Here is a 21168-nt window from a genome sequence, read left to right as displayed (position 1 = left end):
TCTATAACCATACCCACCTATTATAATCTCACCTTTGACACTTCTATCATAATCATCTAATACAGGTATATAATCAGGTATCTTAATTTTAGTAATTTCCGCTTCATATGTTTGCAACACTATCAACGTTTCAAATGTCCTTTATACATTCCTTATTTAACCCCAAAACATTAAAATATGAATATTATAAAAATTAACTATCTACTTCCCATCAAAATTATGGTAATCCTATTAAACCTGGGGTTACCCCTTCCACCTTTGCCCATCCAAACGAGCACTCAACTAACATTTGATTCTTACACTTAATTCTTAATAAACCTTCTTCTATCGTATTTATTTCAAAATAATCAATTATATTTTCTGTCCCTAAACCTTTTATTGTTAAATTATGAATAGTAAAGAAAGATATCTCTACATAAATTACATCCCACTTATCCCATCTTTTTGGCTTGTTTTCAACATTTTCCTTTGTCATCAATTGAATAACTAAAGTAGGGCCATCTCTTTTAAGACGCACATCTAATAACTCTGATTCTTCAAACTTTGGTATTTTCCCAAAAATACTAATTAACGCTTGTGGATTTAAAAATTTAAATTGATCAATCATTTTTATACTCCCTATTTATTATTTCTCTTCTCAAAATAATAATGATCCTCCATACGATCTACCTGTCCTGTTCGTGTATTGTATTCAGGTCTTACATTATGATGCGGTGACTGATCTCCAATTCCACCTTCTCCAAACTTATGACCCTCTGAATGATCTTGAATTATAATTTTTTGACCTTTTACTTCATATGTTAATTCTCGAGTTATAATAGGCTGTTTATTATCATTTAATATCCTTTTACCATTACTATCTGTTAATGGTACCATTTTTTGACTAATCGGGTGTTGAAATCTAGGTATATTTAATTGTCTTTTAATTTCTTTTAAACTAGCTCCCCTAGATTCATGAGAATTTTCCCCCTCAATCTTCTTAACTTGGGGATAATATTAAAAAGACTTATGCGTAATTCACATAAGTCTTACTTTTGTTACTCATAATTAATTATTATTTGTCTTTGCAATCACATAAGCTAGAAAACACTTCTCAAAAGGACGAACCAATAATGCACACTCTACAAAATAGAATTAATATCCATTAAATATAATAGTCAGGATTTTCATCCATTTTAATTAAAAATTCTTCTAAAGAATCCGCTATTTTCTCATCTTCAGAGTAAATAGGACATTGACCTAATTCATTTTCCTCTTTAAATTTAATGGTTAAAAAGTTAAGTTCTGTTACTTCAAAAAACACTAATGAATCATCATCTAGGTTTGGATTATATTCATAAATATCTTGCCTTAAACGGAAATCTACAACTGAAATCGGGTCCATAAATCTGTTGAAAAACGTTCTTTTATCAGACTTTAAAAACCCATAACCTATTTCTTGATAAAAGCGTTTTAGTTCTTTTGGGAGTTCCATTTGTAATAAGCTTTCTGCCTCATCTATCTCATCTTGATATATAGGATAGAAAATAGGTTTTTGTTTAGAACGGACACTTCTGTCTGCTACAACATATTCTTTTAAAAAATTAAACATAATTTTTACTACCTCCTATTAAAGAAGGGCTGTTTTCAATGCTTCCTCAAGCATTGTGTTGCAATCATTATATGTATTCATCACTGTACCAGATGGTTTATCAAGTTCTAAATAAGTACCATCAGATAAGTTTTTACAGAACCATGCTATATTTGAATCTCCAAGGAAAAGATACTCTTTTTGAAATTCATTTTCATACCAAATCTCATTGGTTTCTATAAGCCCGCAAATTGATTCGTCCCTTTCTGTATCTAACAAATAAGAGTCAACTCCATAAAGTACTAGCCCGTTAAAATCTAATCCATTTACAGTTTTAAGAAACTCCTCATATTCACTCGGGAGGTCAACATTAAAACTCTTTTTCATGCGTTCTCTTAATTTCTTAACTTCACTATCTGTTGCTGGTGTATTCAGTTTATCATTAAAACTTTTCTCTATTTTTTCAATTTCTAAAATCAGATTTTTCCACATATAAATTTCACCATTGCTTCAGCTTGAATCAGTTCAAAAATTTCTTTTTCATTTCCCTCATAATTGTTTAACATTCTTAGAATTTTTAAATCCTTTACATCCATGTCACTAACTCCTATCAACTATTTTAGGACTTTCTTTTACATGTTTGCTTCTGAATCCCATACCTCGATAAATTCAAAACCTTTTAAATCACTTTCTAACAATGTATTTCTAAATTCATCTGATACAAAAACGGAAGGAATATGTAATATTTCATTTAAGTAAACTTTAAATATCGTTTGGTTCTTAACCATATTAGGTAAGAATGCGTATTTTTTGAAATCTATTACTAAGCCAGAACGTAGTTTCTTTAGTATAGCTTTCTCATAGTCAATAGCATCTAGTGCATTTAAAACGTTAATTATATAATACACTTCTCCCGTCACATCATGAATTAGGGGAAGAAATTCTACATTATCACCAAGTATAGACTCTAAAAATTTTTTAGCTTTCCCACTAACCATTGGCGTACCAACTTCTCCCCAAAAATGAGGCAAATCACTTTGATTTCCTTCTTCTACACATTTAATACGTATTTCTCCCCATGAATCAGATGCTTTTACTGCCGAGTCAATTTTCCCTTCAAAATACTTTTTAGAATCTTCTTCTAAGTTCAATAGTTGAAAGGATTCATAGTCATCAAATGAACTCTTTAATTCCCAAATTTTCATTTTTACTCTCCTTTGTTATTTTTCTATTATAAGATTACTCTTTCTTCGGTTTATTTAATTTTAATTCACCATTCAATAAACGTTCTCTTATATCATGTAAGGCGTCAACAGCATCTTCTTGAGTACCGCCCCGTTTCTTAACAAGACTTAATACTCTCTCTACTTCAAGTATATACTCTGAACTATGCTTCCCTATGTGTAAGACTTCAGTAGTCACGTATTTATTAACTTTATAAGGTAAAAATACTCCATTAGCCGCCGAATCATGGTCTATCCCAAATTCCTTTAATAATTTTTGTGCCTTTTCTGCCCTACTATCATTCCAAGGTGTTAGATGATGTGCTGCATTAGAATATGGGGGTGGTTCAATCCCTGCATCTTTTCCCCCATGCTCCAATCGTTTTTTCTGCGTTATGAATCCCTCCAAAACCAGGATGTAGTGGCAGCGGAACACCAACAGCTTGACTACCACCAATATGGTGATGGACTAATTTAGTTCCACGTAATCCAGTAAAATCATATTGTAGAAATTCCCCTCTAAATCATTAAGGATTTAGAGGGGAATTTCTTTATCACATAAGTAATATCATTTCTTATTAAATTTACTGTGTATCAGTTCAAAGAATTTATTTGTACCAAGTGAAATTGCGCCAATAATAAGAACACCAATAATAAAATAAATCTTTTTAAATAAGTTGTAAGGAGATAAAATAGCAACTACAAGAAGTATTATAATTGCAACGAATGTGACTAATTTCCCAACTTTAAATGCTTGCATATCAGCTTTCCTCCTTCTGGATAAAAACAGCCAATATAGTCATACATCACAGGTTCTTTAACCATAAGTTTTTGTTTCCTTCCATAAATCACAATACTTAAAATTCAATAAACCTCTTTAAAAGGTTTCATGTGTTCTACCCCCATCTTCTATATGCTTCCTTAAATAATAGTACCTATGGAGTTCCATAATGAAATGAAACAACATAAACGAAAGCATGGAGTATACACACATTAATACAATTGCTACCATCTTTTGTGTTGCAAAACCAAGACTGATATTAGCAATGAGTTGACCCAATCCTACAAAAGCCACTACTCCAAAACTAGAGTTTTTTTTCGATGATTTTGATTTTTTGATTGATTCCTGAAGTTTTTTAATATGATTTTTATAATAATAATGCAAAGCAAAAATATACAAACCAACCGAAAAAATAAAATAGATAGGAGTTTGTAATCCTAACATTCCATATGCAAACTTTTGGGTTATAACTAATAATCCTACTGAACATACGATGCCAAATACCCCACGAAATAGAGTGTATTGTAATTGTCGCTTCCTAGGATTTATAACAATCCATATTGCCCATACATTTAAAAAAGCAACTGGTGGAACTATTATGTACATATATATCGGTTGAACAGGATTCGCAAAAGCAGGTAAAAGCACAAATATATCTGCTATCCCAATCACAAGAGTAATTATAGTCGATCTTATATCATTTACAGCATAAAGAGCCATATAATATTCAAAAGCTTTTTTATTAAAATCTGTATTTTTTTTCATGTGAATTAAACCACCCCGCTACTGTTGACTAAGTTTTTTTCACACCCGTTTTCACCATATCTTTAATACTATCATCTTCACCATCATCATCTAAATCAACATCCCATTTCACACCTTCTGTGAAATATTATTCCCTTCTCGAAAAGAAGATCAACCCATTAATAAGATCTAGGCTTATCAAAAATTTCAAAAAGCCGGAGATTTTGCTGGTATGTCCAAGTTTAGTAGATTACTTGCAAGAACTTCGCACCAAAACCACCTTAAATCAGTATGCCACAATTATCATAAAACAAGTTAAATACCAACGTAATCAAAAGTTATTCGAAGCATCTAGAGCAGCATATGAAATTGGCAGAAAGGAAGATATTTAGATAGGAAGAATTTTTTTCATAAAAAAGACATGCTAAATTATAGCATGTCATCTTTTAAAGATTTCTACCAAAACGTTTAAAGTATTCTTACTAAAAGGATATTTATAAACAAAAGCTTTATTTACATTTCTAATAACTTTTCACGTAAAACTAATTCTTCATCTGTCATGTATCCTTTATGCATTTCTTCTGTGATTTTATCGTAGTTAAAACACAACACATTCTCATTACCTATAAATCCAATAGGGTAAAGAACACCTACATAATCAAATTCACGTTTATCTTCTGAAATAGCCATTCTTCCAATAATCATAACGCTTTGTTCCATATCTTCTAGCTTAACTACTGTTCCAATTGGTAATAGTTTCATTGATACTTTTGCCTCCTAAATATTGAATAAATTCCGAGAATTATAAATCTACTATTTTTTCTTATTGTCTATACGTTTATAGATATACTCTACTGTAAAGTATGCAATAACATTGCAAATTAGCAGCAAACCTATAAGTAAAATTTTATCTTCTAACCGTATAGTAGAAGAAGCCCCAATTAACAACATAAACATAATACATACAGTAAAAGTCAGAATTCTATTTATTGTACGCATATCTTAATTACTCCAGTCTTATATTAATCCCGTTTTTTTGTAAATTTATCATAAAATTTCTCTTGCGCCCACCGTCCAAATTTTAAAAAACATATTAAACCTGCTCCCAAAAGAATGAGAACGATAGTTCCTAACAACTTTTCCCACCAATTGTTGGATGGAGTAATCATTAACCCTATAATAGATACGGATATTACGACATAAACTAAAATATATAATGGTTTATACGATGGTGTTTTCATATCATTTTTTCTCCTCAGATTTTTCAAATTTAAAACTACTTCCCACAGTAAACCCCTCTAAAACAGGAACTGTTATACCAGTTTCTTTTCCAACGCTACCTTTCAAACCTATTGCGCCCAATCCCAAATCACCTTTAATTTTTAGATCTGTATCTCCAATAATTGGCAACCAATCTGGAAAATGTAGCATACTTACTTCTACTTCATACTTAAGTGTAGAAGCTTCCGATGCTGCTTTTAAGGAGTAATCGTCAATACCTGCTACAACTTCTCCTGAAAAAATTTTTTGAGTAACTGTAACCTCTCTATCTTTTAATTGTATAATACCTAAAGGTGTCATGAAAGGAATTGTGGATTTAAATTTATATGAGTTATCTAAAATACCTGCTTCCCCTTTTAAACCAATAACTTTACTAGCAAATACATCTTCTTTTAAACTCTTCCAATCATAGGGTATATTCACATCCAATTGCCCAGCTATAGCCTTTGTTGAAAGCTCATCAATATATCGTTCCTTAGTAAGCTTATCACCATTAGAGAAGCTGCTCTTTTTTCCCATTATAGACCCTTCAGCCTCAAATCCAATTCGCTTTCCTTCTTTACCCTTTACTGATCCCTCCATGAACTTAGCATCTTCGTCTCGTGACTTTTTCTTATCTGCTTCAAGAGTTTTCTTTTCTGTAATTTTCTTTTCTGTAATTTTCTGAATAGGCGCTATCCAATCCATATTCAACCCTTGCGTACTAAATGTACCACTTGCAGGACTAAAGCCTTTTCCACTTTGAACTTCCGCCAAACCTGTCGCAATGCTAACAGCTAGTTGGAGAGCAGTATCATAATTACTACTAGAAGTATAATTAAATTCATATAGATGTTCTAGTTTTTCTTACAGTTTTTGCCTCATCACAGTAAAAAGATTTACCATAGCTTCCATACCTGGGATTGGCATAGCTTGACTGATGGCTTCCATACTTGCTTTCATTCGGTCAATTTCTCGAATTTGTTCTAATATTTCTTGTTCAATTACATCTGTGGAAGCGACTTGTGATTGAAATTGACTTGGAAAAGCATCGTTCTGGCGAATTAACTCTTCACACAGATAAATGATTCCTTGCGCTAAAGGACGAAAGGTTTGTACAAAAAATGATTTTGCACTGCTATAAGTTTGTCCTTGTAGAACAGTATCAATTGCAAAGGCATCAATTGACTGAATGACTTGTTCCATACCTTGAATAGTAGCGTTACATACAGCATTCATACTTTGAGTTTGGCCTTGTACTTCTCCTAAATACATATTTAAGCTCATGCATTGACCTCCCTCGCTAATTGTTGTTGTTGATAGGAAAGGTCGTTTTCTAAATCACTAAGGTTTCGTCTTTCTTTAAGCAACGTTTCTTTTTGGTTTTCTAATTCAAATGTGACTTTTCGTTCAATATGTTGTGCCTCTTGATATGTATTCATAAAAAATTGAGACATTTCTCTATCACCATGCCAAGTTCCTAAAATTCGATCAAACAAACGATGGTTTCGACCTCTCCATTCATAAAAATCTGCTTCCGCTTGCTCCTGAATGTGAATCGCGGATTGATTTCGGTCTTGTTCTTCAAATACACTTCTTAACTTTTGATTTACTTGATTGATTTGTTTTTCAATATCTTGACTCATTATATTCCTCCTGCCATTTTACCTTTACGTAGGTTGTCACATTAGCGAAAAGTGTTGTGAAGTTCGTTATCCATTCTCTCAAACTCTTGGGCTACTGAATGAATATTATCGACCGCTTGTTGAAAGGCAGTGGAAAATTGTTTCGTAAAATCTAACATTTGTTGATTCGCTTCTTGTGCTTTGGAATTAACAGATAGTGTTGTACGCGTCGCCTTTGTTATAGAACGATTTGTTGCACTTTGGATTATATTCGAAGCTGTTCTCATCTGCGTAGCAATTTGTTGTACCGTTTGAAAATTACTTTGAAATTGTCCCATCACTCAAATCCTTTCTCTAATTTTCAGAAGATGCCAAAGAAATCCCAATAAATATATGAAAATTCCCTATTAATATCACTCTTTTTAAACATGTGTCCAGCTAAGTTGGGCATGCAATCAAATGAGCCATACACTATAAGCTGTATGGCTCATTTGAAATGCCTGTTATATAGAGTATGACAATTTTTATTTCAAACCGAAATTACGTGATAATTCTTCATCATGAGAAGCAACAGCTTCTGCAGTTTTATTAAGCTGCATATTAATTTCTTGTAATAGCTGTGCGAAGTTTTGTACTTTTGGCTTTAATTGATTGAACTGTTGATCAAAACCTTCGAAAGCACGACCTTCCCATTCTCCTCTTAATTCATTTTGTAAATTTTGTAGTTGACTTAAAATGTCCTCAATTTGATTTGCACCTTGTCCATATTGAGCTGCTTTTGATTTAAGCTCCTCTGGTGACATACGAATTTGTCCAGCCATTTTCATTTCCCCTTTAATACATAATGAGCAAAATATAAATTGGTTAATTTTACTAAATATATTATAATGTATTATTTTGAACTTTAAAACATTTTATCTTTCTATTGAATATTAGAATATTAATATTCAACTTTTTCTTACTTTACAAGATTTTATGCAAAAAAGACCACCAAAAGGCAGTCCCTCAAAACTCAATCCCGTCCCGCGCTCCACTACTTTCTCATACAAATAATTCTCAACGATAATATCTACTACAGCCAAACCAACTGATTTGAAAATAGTAATCTCTTCATCATTTTCGTGACCAGCTTTTCCCCCTTATAATTTAACCAATTTCGGCGTGGAGATTGCTAGTTTTATCAAAATTTGAAGATTACCTGTTTCTAGATCCTATTCAATTAAGCAATCCTACAAATGCCTCTTCTTCCTCATCTATAAAACCTACAAATATAATTCCTTCAATATCCTCATGATTAAATACAAATGTATAATCAGGATTCATGTATCCTTCTGGATAAAAACAGCCAATATAGTCATACATCACAAGTTCTTTAATCCCAAGTTTTTGTTTTCTTCCATAGTTATTTATGTGAATTCAGCTCGTTTTTTTGTTTTGGGTGAAAAAATTTTTAACTTGATAGCAATGTGGTGCTGCACCTATTAGGCAAATTTGACAAAGAAAAGATACCCAAAGGTGCCTTCCTCCCACTTGAACCATCTTAATTTTATTGTGTTGTTATTATATAAGAAAAGAAGACATCACTTAAGATGTCTTCTTTTCTTGTACACTTGGTGTTAAGAAGGTATTTATTGCTTAAAAACTATAAAAAAATATAACAATCATCGAGTAAATCTATTATAGCATCAATAAATAGAGTTTTTATATGCATTTTTACATATATATAGATTTATTTATGTTTTATCTATATAGTTAAATTGTCTGTTTCTTGTTTTAATTCGTTTGTTTATTTTGAGTGCTCCAGCAATGGAGCCTTTTTTTATGCAATAAAACATTTTCTTAGCATTACTTAGTTGATCTATATTAACTTTACCCTCTTAAATTATATCTATATTTTACCAAACAATTATGTAGATAACCAGTTTTTTCTAATAATCTAGTGGATTGATAATTTTAATGGTAGTTATTAATACTTACAGGAAAATTCAGTATGCAATGGAAATTGAGAAATCAAGAATTATAAAAAACTTATAGTATCTTTTGTAAAAGTATATTTATAATTTGTATATTAATATGTTATAATTTAATTTCTAAAACTACCAAAAAAGGACTGCCAGTAATGGTGGTCTTTTTTATATTGGTGAGATTGTACTAGTATAATAAAATAGGATTAACTGTTTATTGTGAGTTTGATTGGTTATCCCTTCTTTCCATTTGGAAGGAAAGGGGGTAATATACCTATGGAGTTTTTGTTTGAGCTTCTAAAAGAATTTGTGAAAGCCATTGTACGTGAAGTGTCTGCGTATGTTTTTAGGAAACAAATTTTAGAAAAAGATAACAAAAAACCCACCCTTTTGCTTCCTCGTCGCCGTCGGAAGCAAAAGGGTGGGTTTCGTAAAAAATAAATGATCACGTTATATCCCTAATTGATTGTAAATTGATTTGAATACGTGAATTCACCACGATATTTAATTGCAGCGACATAAGTACCGCTTGTATAGCTATCTGTGATAGGGGTTTGCCAAATTTCTGTTCCAGGAATAAATTCTGGTTCTATTGTTTGGAATCGTTCTAGGGTACCATTTGTGTGGATTTTAAAAATTTTCATTTGCGCACCAAAATGTTCTCTACCAAAGTGCTGTGTTAAGTAAAATGTATCACCAGTTATTAAATTCCCAATCTTCCAATCTGGTTGATATGTACTTTCCTCTGAATTTTGTAAATCCACAATGGTTTTAAATCTCCAATCATCATTAAGTGGATCTGAGTAAGCTGCAGCTGCTTGTGAGGTAGGTTTACTCATTTCTATTGCAGTAAAACCGCTAAAAGTTAATGCCCCAATTAATGCTAATTTTCCTAACTTCATTATTGTTTCCCCCCTATTAATTTTTGTAATTTTTAAAACCAGAAATCATACACACATAATAATATAATCTACTGTATTATATTTCAAATATTTTCTAATAAACTCCATAAATAAAAAGGCACCCCAAAGGTTCCTTCCTCCGATTTGAATCACTTTAATTCTAAGAATATGTATTGGACTCCCATTCAAGTATTATTTTTCCCAATGAACAATTGGAATATTTTAGGTTTTTCACTATTTTTATGTTAAGATATTTTGGTTGATATTCATCTTATTTTAGGAGGTTGGAAGATCTGTTACATGCTTTTCATATGGATTTTAGCTTCTATACAGAAAATATAAAAGTTTTAGGGTTATTAGGGAATTCTACTCGCTTATCAATTGTTTGTAAATTGATTACATATAGATCGTTGTCAGTTTTTGATTTAAGTAAGCAAACAAGAATTACAGAGGATTTGATTGTACAACATTTGCGTAAATTAGCCTTTGGAAATATTGTAATTAGTGAACGTATAGGGAAAAGACTTCATTTTAAAATAAAAGATAATAAAACAATGGAGATTATTAGGGTTACAAAGTTAATTTTAATTACTTTCGATATAAATGCTTTTGCTATAACTTAATTGTGTAAAATCACAAGTAGTTCACCTACGGAAATAGGTGGGCTTGAAATTCATAAAAAAAGACACCTAAAGGTGCCTTCTGCCGACTTGAACTATCTTAATTTTAATAATATGTATTGGATTCTGTCCCAAATATTATTGTGCCATGTTAAGTTATTGTATTTTATTTTTGCACCAGAACTGTTTTCTTTTCATAGGGTAATTTGTCCAATTAAAAACTACTTCCACTACAAAGATCAACTCTTTAATAGAGTTGATCTTTTTTAATTTTGAATATTTTAATTTTTAATAACAATACAATCCTATATTATGTTAACATATAAGTATATCCCAATATTACCAATAATTATTAAATTTTCCACAGTAATATTTGTTACTAGAAACTTCTATTTCACTGCTTTTTTCGCTGTTGTTCTCTCATAAAATAATAATAAAACCTCTTAACTTATTTGAAAGGCGTTATTATTTCAACTAACATTTAAATCTTAAAATACCCTTTCTTGATCCCGCAAAAATAATAAAGATGAATATATGAACAATGAATTAAAAACAATTATTATAAACTGAAAATTTACTTTTTATTTACAAAAAAATGAGGATATGGTAAATTTAAATTGTAAGATTTTCCATTATTGTAAAATCTTAATAAAATATAAACTGATAGAAATGGGGAATTAGTATGAAAAAAGCTATTATCGGTGCAATTGCTGCAGGTGTTTTAGTAGTTCCAGCTTCAATGAATGTATTTGCCGCAGAAAAAACAGTTGGAAAGTCCGAAATTGTGACAGCGGATAGCACAATAACTGAAGGATTTGTAGCAGATGAAAACAATTCTGGCAATAAACCTCAGTTATACGCAGGTGTAACGTCTGGTAAAGCAGACGGTGGGTATTGGATTAGAGGAAAAAGAGATGGAAACGTCATTTCCGAATATAAACATTATACAAAACAAGGTAGAGCAACAGTTACAAATGGAAAAGGCGTCTACAATGATGGAAAATGGCAGAAGAAAGATGTATTTAGCAAAGCAAAAGCTACATGGACATCTAGTGGTACAAATAAAGCGAATTACGATAATAAATAATATTCAAAAACAAGAGAAGTTTAAAAACTTCTCTTGTTTTTGAATATAGATAATTAGTGATATTAGATTTTTCTAAGAGGTGTTTGCATGAAAAAAATCATTTTTATTTTAATGGCAGCAACGCTGGCATTAACTGCATTTTTATCTTTAAATATTTTTAAAGAATATAAAACACAACAGTTATTCTATAAAAATACAACTAGTATTACTTTAAATTTTGAAGAAGAGAAAAGTTACACTAAGAATTACATTGAATTTTTACAAAGTTTAGCAAAGAAATATAATGTGAATATTTCAAAATACATATACCCGGGAGAAAATGATTTACATATTTTTACAACTGATACTGGTTTAAATAACCATATCAAGTTAAAATCAGGGAAGTTTCCAGAAGTAAATTCAAACAAATTTATAAGTACTTCTGAAATTGAGAGCACAGATCAAATTGGTATTATAAAAAGAATAGATTCGAAAACTAAAATAACTATCCAACCTTTAAGTGCAGATGAAAATTTTGATGGAAGTGGTATGTACTATATCTCGACTCAAGATAAAGAAAAAATAAATGCCATGTTAAAAGAACTAAATGAAAATGTAGCTAAAACAGAAATTTTTGGCGAAAATAAAGCCAATTTTATATATTTACTTGAGAGCAATGGGTTTCAAATATTTTGTATATTTTTGATTGTATTATGCATCTTTGTTGCGATTATTCACTATATCATTCGTAGATTGAAAGATATAGCTATCATGCAAACATTGGGCTATACAAGAAAAAAAATAGTTAGCTTCTTTATCTTTAATTTAGGGAAAATCATGATACTATCAAGTCTTATGATTTATGTATTATTTATTATGTATTGTATATTTACAGATAGTACAGATTTTTATTTTGAATTATCATGTATTTTTTGGATTATAGCAATTACATTGAGTTTTATTTTAATTATACCTATCACAATAATTACGATAGTAGCCTTTACTAGAAATATAAATGTTTCAAAAATAAAAGGTAACAAGCCATATATATTAGTTAGCACATTAAATTTCACTTTAAAATTTCTATTTATAGTCGTAATGTTATTGTCCACGTATCATTGGAAAATCCTATCGAATGAACTCAATCAAAAGATAGATAATTTATCTAATTGGTCAAAAACTAAACATATTTATAAAACTCAAGTTACTTTCGCTAAGGGCGACGATTTAGGTGCGGAAGAAAAAATTAGCAAAAAAATGAAAGACCTTTACTTGGATATGGAAAAACAACATGGTGGCTTTCTAATTAGTACGTCAAATTATGACAAAATAGATGGAAAGTATATCTATGATTTAAATAATGAAAATGGGGATCCGAAGTTAGAACCTTCCGGAAATAGTGTTACTATAAATTCAAACTATTTATCTTATAATCCTATTAAATCAGTTAAAAAAACAATCAAAGAGCAAATTATTCATGATTCGAATACTATGAATATATTAGTGCCTGAAAAATTAAAGGAATATGAGAAGGAAATATATAAGAATTATAGAAAATATTTTTATTTCCAAAAAGTTGAAGTTGATAACATTTATAATGAGGAACTAGGAAGAGAGAAAAATAATACTAAAGAACAAGAGTTAAATATAAATATTATATATGTAAAAAATAATCAAGATTATTTTACTTATGATTCAACTATAAAAGCGGAAGATAAAAATCTCATTAGAGATCCTATTGCAATTATTGATACAGGTATCTTCAATCAATCCTTTTATTTGTCATATGTTGCATCTGAATTTTATTTTAAAACTAATAGTGAGCAACCATACGATAGTATAAGGGCTACTATTACTAAAAATGAGGCTCAATCAACTATACAAAATATCACCTCAGTATATGATCGTTTAGCGTTTGAAATTCAAAACCTAAAAACAGAAAAAGAAAATTTATTGATCGCAATGATCATATTAATCGTCTCGAATTTTCTAATAACTTATAACACTATTTCTAGTTACTATGAAAAAAACAAGTTCAATTTGTATATTAAACAATTATTTGGATTTAGCGCTATAAAGCGCAATAAAATTATGATTACTTTATTGTTATTAGTAAATATTATACCTATTATATCTGTATCTATATATGTTATTGATACTTATGTGATTTCTATAGGTATTTTGATCCTAATCTTAGAAATTTTAATAAGCTATTTCTTTGATAAGAAATTAAGCAATCAAACATTCAATGCTATCATAAAAGGAGAACATTAGTAATGATTGAATTAGTGAATATAAATAAGAAATTTGGTAATAAAGTTGTATTAAAAGACTTCTCATTGAAGATTGAAGATACAGACTTCATCGCAATCGTTGGGGAAAGTGGAAAAGGAAAAACGACGTTATTAAATATTATTGGTTTATTAGAACAAAGCGACTCTGGAGATATAATTATAGAAGAACAAATGAATCCAAACAAAAAGCAAACTTTACTATTGCAACGTGAAAAATTAGCTTATCTATTTCAAAATTACGCTTTAATGGAAAACGAAACGGTAGAGAAAAATTTATTAATAGCCCTAGAATATCAAAAAAATATCGATAAAAGAAAAATAATAAAAGAAGCTTTACAAAAAGTGAATTTGCCTAATTATGAGAAGAAAAAAATTTTTGAGCTTAGTGGTGGAGAACAACAAAGAATCGCTTTAGCAAGAATACTTATTAAAAAATGCGACTACATTTTAGCTGATGAGCCAACTGGTAATTTAGATAACAATAATCGAGATTTAGTGTTTAATATATTAAAAGACCTTAATGAAGATGGAAAAACGATAATATTTGTTACACATGATATGGAATTGGCCTCTAGAGCAAAAAAAATTATAACAATTTAGCGTAGGTTAAAAAGAAACTATTTTTACCCCTACCATTAAAATAGTATGAGACTGATATTAATGCATCATTTGCAAAACGAAAGGACGATTTTTATGTATTTATAGAATCGTCTCTTCGTTACTATACGTATCCTTATTAAAGTCATTAAAATGGGGCCTGTTGCAAAAAATCGAGAAGCTGATATTGTTGTATGAAATATTGTATAAAAGAAGCTTATAACGATTTAATAGTGATGAATTATTAAATCAGTTGAAATCTGTTCGTAAAAAAGTAAGGTATGTAGAAAACAGCGCTAGTAATTGGGCTAGGATTAATCCCACTCTGTTCTTAATTTAAGGAATTCCAAAACGTTCTAACTTCAATGGAAGACCGCCTGCACCACAAGCTTAATTGTTCTGCAAAGAAAGTCATACTACTTGTATGGCTTTTTCTTTATTTTAGTTACTTAAGCCCTACATTTTTATCTGATTTGCTTCTGCTGGTGTAGAAGAGGGAAAAGATATAGAAACATAAAGTGAAACTTTAATCAGCCCTCACCAATTGGGCTTTTACGGGCAGCCCGCCCCCCCACCTAATTTCTTTGCTTCCGCTGAATTTTGAAATGGGGATCTTACCGCCCGTTAATGCGGGATAAAAGAAAACCGCCTGAAATGATATGTACTTGAATAGTAGTACATAAAAAAATACAAATAACAATAAATTAAATATCATTAAAACAAAAAGGAGATGTCCCAGGCATGGTACTAGGACATCTCCTTTACTTATCTAAATTTCTAAACTCTATACAGCACTATCATTTAAACAATTATTAAATATATCTTCTAACTAAAACATCGTATTATCATTAGCTGCTTCACTTGGAATCTCTTGAATTACATCCCAGTGTTCGACAATCTTTCCATCCTTGATACGAAATATATCCACTATAGCAACTCCCTTATCTTGAGAATTAGTACGAGAATGTACATGAAGAGCAACTGTATCCCCTTCAGCTACTACACGTTTAATCTCTGCAGAGGAATTAGGATTTTTAACAAAATCCTCCTTAAAGAAATCCATGAAGGCTTTTCGTCCATCAGCAACAAAAGGATTATGTTGCTTATAATCTTCGCTAACATATTTAGGGATAATATCGATATTATGTTTGTTAAAAACTTCATTATAGAAATCAACTACCATCTTTTTATTCTTTTCATTTTCTTTTACTTCTTTTGATACAGAAGCGACATTTTCACTCTTTATTGAGTTCCCTTTGTTATTACCGTTGGAAGCTTGATATACCAAAGTCGAAACTACTCCTAAAATAAATACAGAAATAATTGTTATGATTAAACTTTTCTCTAATTTCATATATACCTACCTCTTCTACTTAAATAAGTTTTCTTCTATAAAAAGCTTGAAGAAGGAGAAACCTTCCCCAAAATGTAATGTCAGGGGTAATGTTAGGAATTTCATTTATCCTAACCTCCCCCTATACAAGGCATATTAGAAACGATTAATTCTAACTTAATACCTCATTAACAGTTGCACTGTCCACAATTTGAATAAACTTCTTAACCTTATCGTTCTCATCAAACTTATAAAGGTGACAAAAATCTGCTACAAATGACTTCCCTGTAGCTTTATATGTTCCACTATATTTTCCATAAACGATAACAGTATTGTTATTAAAAGCATAAATTTCATCTTTAGCGCTATAGTCATCCCATTCTGTGCCAAGACGTTCATGTACGTTTTTCACTACTTCATCTGGACCTATATAAGTACCTGCATATGGAAACCCAGCAGCTTCTGTCCAAGATACATTTTCACTTAAATACGTTTTGAACGCATCCAATTCCCCTTCGCCAGTTAACACATACGTTTCATGTAATAGTTTTTGATATTTATTCATATCATTAACCCCAAGGCATTTCTTTTGTTACAACTTTTGCACTTAATTCTAATACACCTTTATTTGCATAGCCTGGATATGCTGCTTCAAGTTTTGCCACAAAATCTTTTGAAGTTCCACTTTCCTCAGAAGCTTGAACCGCCGTTCTTAGATAATCCATTGTCGCAGTAAGTGCTTGATTATTTAGGGATTTTTCGATTGATCCATGGCTAGGCACAATTATGTCAGCATGTAATGCTTGTAATACTTTCAAGTTCTCAATCCATGCCTCCATAGCCGCTTTTGAGCTAGTATCCGCTAAGAATACATGTATTTCGTTAAATACATCGATACCACCAATTAATACTTTTAGTTCTTTATTAAATAGGCTAGTTCTGTAATGATCTAAGCCTACTAGTTCAAATGTTAACCCCTGAAAATCAATCGCTTTTTCTTTAAATACTTGAGGTAATACCACGTTACTTGGTGCATTTTCTCCAAGGACGTCTTTCCAAACTTTTAATTTCCCTAAGACAGAATGAACGATATGTTCAACAGTAGACTCTGTTGCATACGCTATAGCTTCTGGGTAAAAGGCTTTAATGCTCTCTAATCCAAAGTAGTAGTCTGGATCCCCATGAATAATAAAGATTTTATCTAGAGATAAGTTGTTTTTTTTCAAATACTCTACAATTTCTTTCGAATCAGACTGCGTAAATTTTGAGTTTATTAAAAATGCATGTCCTGCTTTCTCAACTAATGTTGCTGTGACCATAAAGCTTTTTTCGTCCGAACTAAACACCGTTAATTTCACATCTTTTTGATTTGTATCGATTGTTTTAAACATAGTATGTTATTCTCCTTTTGTTAAAGTTATTAACTAATTATCATATTTTTAGCTTGTTCCGATAAAGTGAAACTTTAATCAGTGGGGGTTTTGTTCATCCCCCACTGATTATTAGTTGAACCAATCGGACTTTTACGGACAGTTGATCCCCCACCTAACTTCTTTGCTTCCACTGAATTTTGAGGTGGGGGTCTTACTGCCCGTTAAAGCGGGATAAAATCTCCCACTCCCATTTATCTAAAAGTGTAATAGTACTGGTACTGGCGAATATTCCGGAGATCAACGTCAGGTGGTCTAAGATAACATGTTTACTACTGTATACTAAATTTTCTTAATATAAATTTTTAAAACGCGCTTCAATTTTATCCGGTGTCATTACGCCACCACCAACAGGAATAATTTGATTATCCTTTTGTAAAAGTAATGAAGGATAGCTATTAACACCAAGCTGTCGAACTTTATTGAAATCATTTTGGACATCTATTATTGTTTCTTGAGCATTTAAACGTTCTAATACTTGTTCAGGGTCCAAACCATGCTCGATTGCAATCTTGCGATATGTTTCAGGATCACTCAGACTTTGGCCCTCATAATAAAACGCTTTTTGCATAGCCGAAGTGAATTCTAATAAACGGTCTGGCGCTAATGAGCGTAAAGCTGAAAAGCCAATTGCAGCATCTTTCGAATTCATTTTAAAAGTCCCTTCCTCCACCAATTTTTGATAGGAAGGACCAAATTCAGCACCTGTAAGTTGATTAATTCTTTTATTTCCTTCTTCTATATATGAGAAGTTTTTCATTGGTAAATTATCTAAAAATAACCCTCCACATAAAACCGTTAATGGCACTTCAGTGTGGTTTTTGTAAAATCCTTTAATACTTTCTGAAAAACCATAGCACCATCCACAATATGCATCCCATACGTAAATAAGATTATCTTGTTTCGTCTCCATTTAAATCTCCTACCTTTTTTATTATCCAGCTCAACTAAATTTTTGGTTTATATAGGTACATCTTTTTATACCTTGTTCTTTTTTAGATACCTTACTATATTTCCCCAAAACTAATATTTCCAAAGAAAGATCCACCAAGGTTTTTAACAAAAGATAAAATTGCACCTTATTGCCCCGTAACAGAAAATACTAAAGCTTAGAATATGCATTGATTTGAATGTGTTAGTAACTTTCTACACCGGGTGGCAACGTATGGACCACCATCCTTAATTAAATATATAAATCATATTTTTAGCAGATATTAGTTGTAACTAAATTAATTACATCTTTATGTAACCATTTTAGTTACAACTAATATAGAAGTCAATTCTTTTTTTCGAAAACATTAAATTTCTACATTATAACGAAATTCTGTGTTAACTTGTAAAAAAAAGAGGAGCCATCTCCTCTTCATAAATAAACACTATTTAATTTGCTCCTTATACTCATGGTTAACAACTACATACCACTTTCCTGTATCAAATTTTTCTTTATTAATCACGTAAACTTTACTTTCTCTCATTACCTCCCCTGGTTTTAATCCCTTAGTAATAGTAGATGTCTCGCCTTTTTCAACCGCATAACTACTAGCTGCCCACACATCACTTTGGTAAGCATTATCATTTTCATCCACTAAATCCACTGATGGTAAAACGGCTAATTTCATCGGTTCGTTTGTGATATTTTTCCCTTCTGCTTCTACAACAATAAAGACATGTCCATCTTCAGGCTTTTGGAATCCTATACTTTCTTTACCAACCTTATCTCTTTCTACAACTCTTTTTACAGTTACATCAAATTTAGGTGTATGAAAATCCTTGTTTACAGCATACTCTTTTTCTTTTATTTTTGATTTCTCTTTTGTTTGTTCTGTATTTTTCTGCCTTGTATTTTCTTTCGTTTTCGCCTCATCGGTTGTTTGCACTTTCTTTTCTTCTTGTTTAGAATTGGTTTCTTTAGATTCTGAAGAAGTTTTGTCGGATGTATTGCTGCAACCAGATAAATTGAATACTAAAGCGCCACCTAAAATACATGTAGTAAATTTTTTCAACATCTCTTTTTATCCCCCAATAACACGATATGTAAATTTCTTACTTATCATAGCAAAAAATATAATCTTAAATTATTGTATCTTGTCGAATGATTAAGAATAATCAATTTCTTTTACGTAAAATAAGAAGACCACGAATAAGTAACCTCGTAAAATGAGTAAAAAAACTAGCAACTTACAGAAAATCCCTCTAAAATGATTGTTATATATACTCGGAAATGTAGAATGGGATTAAAGACAAAAAACACATTTAGGAGGTTATCATGACATTTGATGAACTGAAAAAAAACAAACCAACAACCCAATGGATTGAGAATGATGAAGATGGGGAATTTTTCACTGAAGAAAATATAAGTGCAACAAATAAAGTTCTTGATACTTACATAAATAATTTAGAGCAATTTGGAAAAAATCCAACTGAAGTTGAAATAATGCATGTTGTTAAAGAGGTTGTTCTTAACATAAATGAATTAAATGACGAACATGACTATTTTATCGAAACAATGGAAAGAGAAGATCTCTATGAATTTATCGATACAGCAGCAAGAATAGCTGGTCTAGAATCTGAAGAAGACATAACAGAAGAATGGCGTGAATGGTAAAAAGTTGCATCTCTAATAATTAGAGGTGCAACTTTTTTCATACACCAATTGAATGAATGATGTGATGTCTGCGCAGAATTCATATATTTCAACATAATATTAAAAGGCTTCAATTATAAATACTAGCACACCCATCCTGACAAAAAGACCACCAAAAGTCAGTCTCAAAACTCAATCTTATTCCCTACTCCTTGCTCCACCGCTCTCTCATACAAATACTTCGCAACAATAATATCTACTACTGCCAAACCAACCGATTTAAAAACAGTAATCTCTTCATCATTTTCGCGTCCGGCTTTTTCTCCGCTTATGATTTGACCAAGTTCAGCGTGAATGGCGTTTGCTTTGAATAGACCTTCTTTTATCGGAACTTGAAGGTCTCCTGTTTCGTCTAGTGCTGCTTCTTTTGATTCGACTACTACTTTGTTTGCTTTAGCTATGGCATGTGAGGGTAGTTCTTGCATGCTCGGTCTGAATGAGCCGACGGCGTTTACGTGGACGCCTTTTTGTAGTTTTTCTGAGAAGACTGGTGTGGATGCGTTCGTAGTTGTGACGATGATGTCTGCTTCGCTTATTGCTTCATTTGCATTTGTGTGAACATATGCAGGTTTGTTGAATCTCTCTTGTATATACTCCGCAAATGCATACGCCTTTTCTTCTGTTCGATTGTATAAAATGACTTTTTCGATAGCTCTTACCGCAAATACAGCTTCAGCAATTCCCTTCGCCTGTTCACCCGTCCCGATGATACATAACGTTTTTGCGTTATGACGAGCTAAATATTTTGTCGCTACTCCTGATAAGGCGCCTGTTCGAATCATCGTTAAGTAGGATCCTTCTAAAAGTGCGAGCGGTTCTCCCGTTTGAAAGTCTGATAGCATCACAATCCCGTTTATCGTTTTCTTTCCTACCTTTTTGTTCTCGGGGACTACTGTTACTACTTTTAAGCCAAGTGCCTCAAGCCCTTCAGCTACTGAAGGCATAATTAATGCCGTATTTTTCTCGTTCGCAAATGGTAATGAACCTCGAATTGGCGTGATTGTTCTTTCTGCGGAAAATTCTTTTAAAGCAAGCGCCGCGTATTCAATAACTTCATTCATATTTACTAAGTTTCTTTGTTCGTTCGCACTTATGACTAGCATATCTTTCCACCC

General features: G+C 31.4%; 26 protein-coding genes and 5 pseudogenes. 6 read left to right on the top strand and 25 right to left on the bottom strand.

Annotated elements, in window-relative coordinates; translation table 11 throughout:
• Window positions 1-217 precede the first annotated feature (217 nt).
• From NST27_RS04745 to NST27_RS04660, 18 genes and pseudogenes are all read right to left on the bottom strand, one after another.
• Window positions 218-607 carry an immunity 50 family protein gene (locus NST27_RS04745; RefSeq protein WP_000566918.1) on the bottom strand — a complete coding sequence of 130 codons (390 nt, stop codon included), beginning with the start codon at window positions 605-607 and terminating at the stop codon, window positions 218-220.
• An 11-nt stretch (window positions 608-618) separates the two neighbouring features.
• Window positions 619-876 (bottom strand): HNH/endonuclease VII fold putative polymorphic toxin, encoded by a 258-nt coding sequence (locus NST27_RS04740; RefSeq protein ID WP_000249011.1) that lies wholly within the window; start codon window positions 874-876, stop codon window positions 619-621.
• Window positions 877-1144: 268 nt separating this feature from the next.
• The gene (locus tag NST27_RS04735; RefSeq protein ID WP_000481685.1) at window positions 1145-1591 is read right to left on the bottom strand and encodes an SMI1/KNR4 family protein; all 447 of its coding nucleotides are present in this window, start codon (window positions 1589-1591) and stop codon (window positions 1145-1147) included.
• Between the two features lie 18 nt (window positions 1592-1609).
• Window positions 1610-2062 carry a YrhA family protein gene (locus tag NST27_RS04730; protein WP_000265786.1) on the bottom strand — a complete coding sequence of 151 codons (453 nt, stop codon included), beginning with the start codon at window positions 2060-2062 and terminating at the stop codon, window positions 1610-1612.
• A 140-nt stretch (window positions 2063-2202) separates the two neighbouring features.
• Window positions 2203-2775, bottom strand: coding sequence for an imm11 family protein (locus tag NST27_RS04725; RefSeq protein WP_000707083.1), 573 nt, complete (start codon window positions 2773-2775; stop codon window positions 2203-2205).
• Window positions 2776-2809: 34 nt separating this feature from the next.
• Complete coding sequence (locus NST27_RS04720; protein WP_000399811.1) at window positions 2810-3172, bottom strand: AHH domain-containing protein; 363 nt, start codon at window positions 3170-3172, stop codon at window positions 2810-2812.
• A pseudogene (locus tag NST27_RS04715) lies at window positions 3141-3254 on the bottom strand (hypothetical protein); the annotation flags it as partial. The gene NST27_RS04720 and the pseudogene NST27_RS04715, both read right to left, overlap by 32 nt.
• Before the next feature lie 107 nt (window positions 3255-3361).
• Entirely contained in the window at window positions 3362-3553 is a 192-nt protein-coding gene (locus NST27_RS04710; RefSeq protein ID WP_001147554.1) for a hypothetical protein, read from the bottom strand.
• A gap of 11 nt (window positions 3554-3564) precedes the next feature.
• A pseudogene (locus tag NST27_RS04705) lies at window positions 3565-3657 on the bottom strand (DUF4176 domain-containing protein); the annotation flags it as partial.
• 13 nt (window positions 3658-3670) lie between these two features.
• Window positions 3671-4339: a hypothetical protein gene (locus tag NST27_RS04700; RefSeq protein WP_000742390.1), complete on the bottom strand. Its 669-nt coding sequence runs from the start codon at window positions 4337-4339 to the stop codon at window positions 3671-3673.
• 492 nt (window positions 4340-4831) lie between these two features.
• Window positions 4832-5080, bottom strand: a complete 249-nt coding sequence (locus NST27_RS04695) for a DUF4176 domain-containing protein (RefSeq protein ID WP_000771621.1) — start codon at window positions 5078-5080, stop codon at window positions 4832-4834.
• A 260-nt stretch (window positions 5081-5340) separates the two neighbouring features.
• Complete coding sequence (locus NST27_RS04690) at window positions 5341-5559, bottom strand: hypothetical protein (protein ID WP_000856866.1); 219 nt, start codon at window positions 5557-5559, stop codon at window positions 5341-5343.
• 1 nt (window position 5560) lies between these two features.
• A pseudogene (locus NST27_RS04685) lies at window positions 5561-6865 on the bottom strand (T7SS effector LXG polymorphic toxin).
• Complete coding sequence (locus tag NST27_RS04680) at window positions 6862-7224, bottom strand: DUF3958 family protein (RefSeq protein WP_000076120.1); 363 nt, start codon at window positions 7222-7224, stop codon at window positions 6862-6864. Before NST27_RS04680 ends, NST27_RS04685 begins: the two are co-directional and overlap by 4 nt.
• A gap of 41 nt (window positions 7225-7265) precedes the next feature.
• Complete coding sequence (locus NST27_RS04675) at window positions 7266-7541, bottom strand: TIGR04197 family type VII secretion effector (RefSeq protein WP_000529657.1); 276 nt, start codon at window positions 7539-7541, stop codon at window positions 7266-7268.
• A 186-nt stretch (window positions 7542-7727) separates the two neighbouring features.
• On the bottom strand, window positions 7728-8024 hold the full coding sequence (locus NST27_RS04670) for a WXG100 family type VII secretion target (protein WP_000918587.1): 297 nt from the start codon (window positions 8022-8024) through the stop codon (window positions 7728-7730).
• A gap of 126 nt (window positions 8025-8150) precedes the next feature.
• A pseudogene (locus tag NST27_RS04665) lies at window positions 8151-8342 on the bottom strand (hypothetical protein); the annotation flags it as partial.
• Between the two features lie 76 nt (window positions 8343-8418).
• Window positions 8419-8604 (bottom strand): annotated as a pseudogene (locus NST27_RS04660) (DUF4176 domain-containing protein); the annotation flags it as partial.
• Between the two features lie 839 nt (window positions 8605-9443).
• Between NST27_RS04660 and NST27_RS04655 the strand changes: the two are divergent.
• The gene (locus tag NST27_RS04655; protein WP_000394761.1) at window positions 9444-9608 is read left to right on the top strand and encodes a hypothetical protein; all 165 of its coding nucleotides are present in this window, start codon (window positions 9444-9446) and stop codon (window positions 9606-9608) included.
• 17 nt (window positions 9609-9625) lie between these two features.
• Here the strand turns inward: NST27_RS04655 and NST27_RS04650 are convergent, their stop codons facing one another.
• The gene (locus tag NST27_RS04650) at window positions 9626-10069 is read right to left on the bottom strand and encodes a DUF5065 family protein (protein ID WP_000765894.1); all 444 of its coding nucleotides are present in this window, start codon (window positions 10067-10069) and stop codon (window positions 9626-9628) included.
• A gap of 311 nt (window positions 10070-10380) precedes the next feature.
• Between NST27_RS04650 and NST27_RS04645 the strand changes: the two genes are divergently transcribed.
• The 4 genes from NST27_RS04645 (at window position 10381) to NST27_RS04630 (ending at window position 14649) form a co-directional block, all read left to right on the top strand.
• Window positions 10381-10692, top strand: a complete 312-nt coding sequence (locus NST27_RS04645; protein ID WP_000347620.1) for an ArsR/SmtB family transcription factor — start codon at window positions 10381-10383, stop codon at window positions 10690-10692.
• Window positions 10693-11371: 679 nt separating this feature from the next.
• Complete coding sequence (locus tag NST27_RS04640) at window positions 11372-11776, top strand: lactococcin 972 family bacteriocin (RefSeq protein ID WP_000709112.1); 405 nt, start codon at window positions 11372-11374, stop codon at window positions 11774-11776.
• Between the two features lie 87 nt (window positions 11777-11863).
• Window positions 11864-14029: a DUF1430 domain-containing protein gene (locus NST27_RS04635; RefSeq protein WP_047385679.1), complete on the top strand. Its 2166-nt coding sequence runs from the start codon at window positions 11864-11866 to the stop codon at window positions 14027-14029.
• 2 nt (window positions 14030-14031) lie between these two features.
• A complete protein-coding gene (locus tag NST27_RS04630) occupies window positions 14032-14649 on the top strand; it encodes a putative bacteriocin export ABC transporter (protein WP_000571715.1) in 618 nt (205 codons plus the stop codon).
• Between the two features lie 826 nt (window positions 14650-15475).
• Here NST27_RS04630 and NST27_RS04625 read toward each other — a convergent pair.
• The 5 genes from NST27_RS04625 to NST27_RS04605 all read right to left on the bottom strand — a co-directional run bounded on the left by NST27_RS04625 (window position 15476) and on the right by NST27_RS04605 (window position 19415).
• Window positions 15476-16000: a nuclear transport factor 2 family protein gene (locus tag NST27_RS04625; protein ID WP_000764207.1), complete on the bottom strand. Its 525-nt coding sequence runs from the start codon at window positions 15998-16000 to the stop codon at window positions 15476-15478.
• A gap of 151 nt (window positions 16001-16151) precedes the next feature.
• On the bottom strand, window positions 16152-16544 hold the full coding sequence (locus NST27_RS04620) for a nuclear transport factor 2 family protein (RefSeq protein WP_001046357.1): 393 nt from the start codon (window positions 16542-16544) through the stop codon (window positions 16152-16154).
• 4 nt (window positions 16545-16548) lie between these two features.
• The gene (locus NST27_RS04615) at window positions 16549-17370 is read right to left on the bottom strand and encodes a hypothetical protein (protein WP_000477266.1); all 822 of its coding nucleotides are present in this window, start codon (window positions 17368-17370) and stop codon (window positions 16549-16551) included.
• A gap of 331 nt (window positions 17371-17701) precedes the next feature.
• Window positions 17702-18322, bottom strand: a complete 621-nt coding sequence (locus NST27_RS04610) for a DsbA family protein (RefSeq protein WP_000448623.1) — start codon at window positions 18320-18322, stop codon at window positions 17702-17704.
• Window positions 18323-18785: 463 nt separating this feature from the next.
• A complete protein-coding gene (locus tag NST27_RS04605) occupies window positions 18786-19415 on the bottom strand; it encodes a hypothetical protein (RefSeq protein ID WP_000913420.1) in 630 nt (209 codons plus the stop codon).
• Window positions 19416-19675: 260 nt separating this feature from the next.
• Between NST27_RS04605 and NST27_RS04600 the strand changes: the two genes are divergently transcribed.
• Window positions 19676-20014: a hypothetical protein gene (locus NST27_RS04600; protein ID WP_000141766.1), complete on the top strand. Its 339-nt coding sequence runs from the start codon at window positions 19676-19678 to the stop codon at window positions 20012-20014.
• Between the two features lie 164 nt (window positions 20015-20178).
• Here NST27_RS04600 and NST27_RS04595 read toward each other — a convergent pair whose 3' ends face one another.
• Window positions 20179-21156 carry an ornithine cyclodeaminase family protein gene (locus NST27_RS04595; protein ID WP_000960311.1) on the bottom strand — a complete coding sequence of 326 codons (978 nt, stop codon included), beginning with the start codon at window positions 21154-21156 and terminating at the stop codon, window positions 20179-20181.
• Window positions 21157-21168: the final 12 nt, after the last annotated feature.

The sequence above is a fragment of the Bacillus sp. FSL W8-0770 genome (assembly GCF_038008705.1).
Lineage (GTDB): Bacteria > Bacillota > Bacilli > Bacillales > Bacillaceae_G > Bacillus_A > Bacillus_A cereus.
Note: the sequence above shows the minus strand (reverse complement) of the source record. Positions and strands in the feature narration are given on the sequence as shown.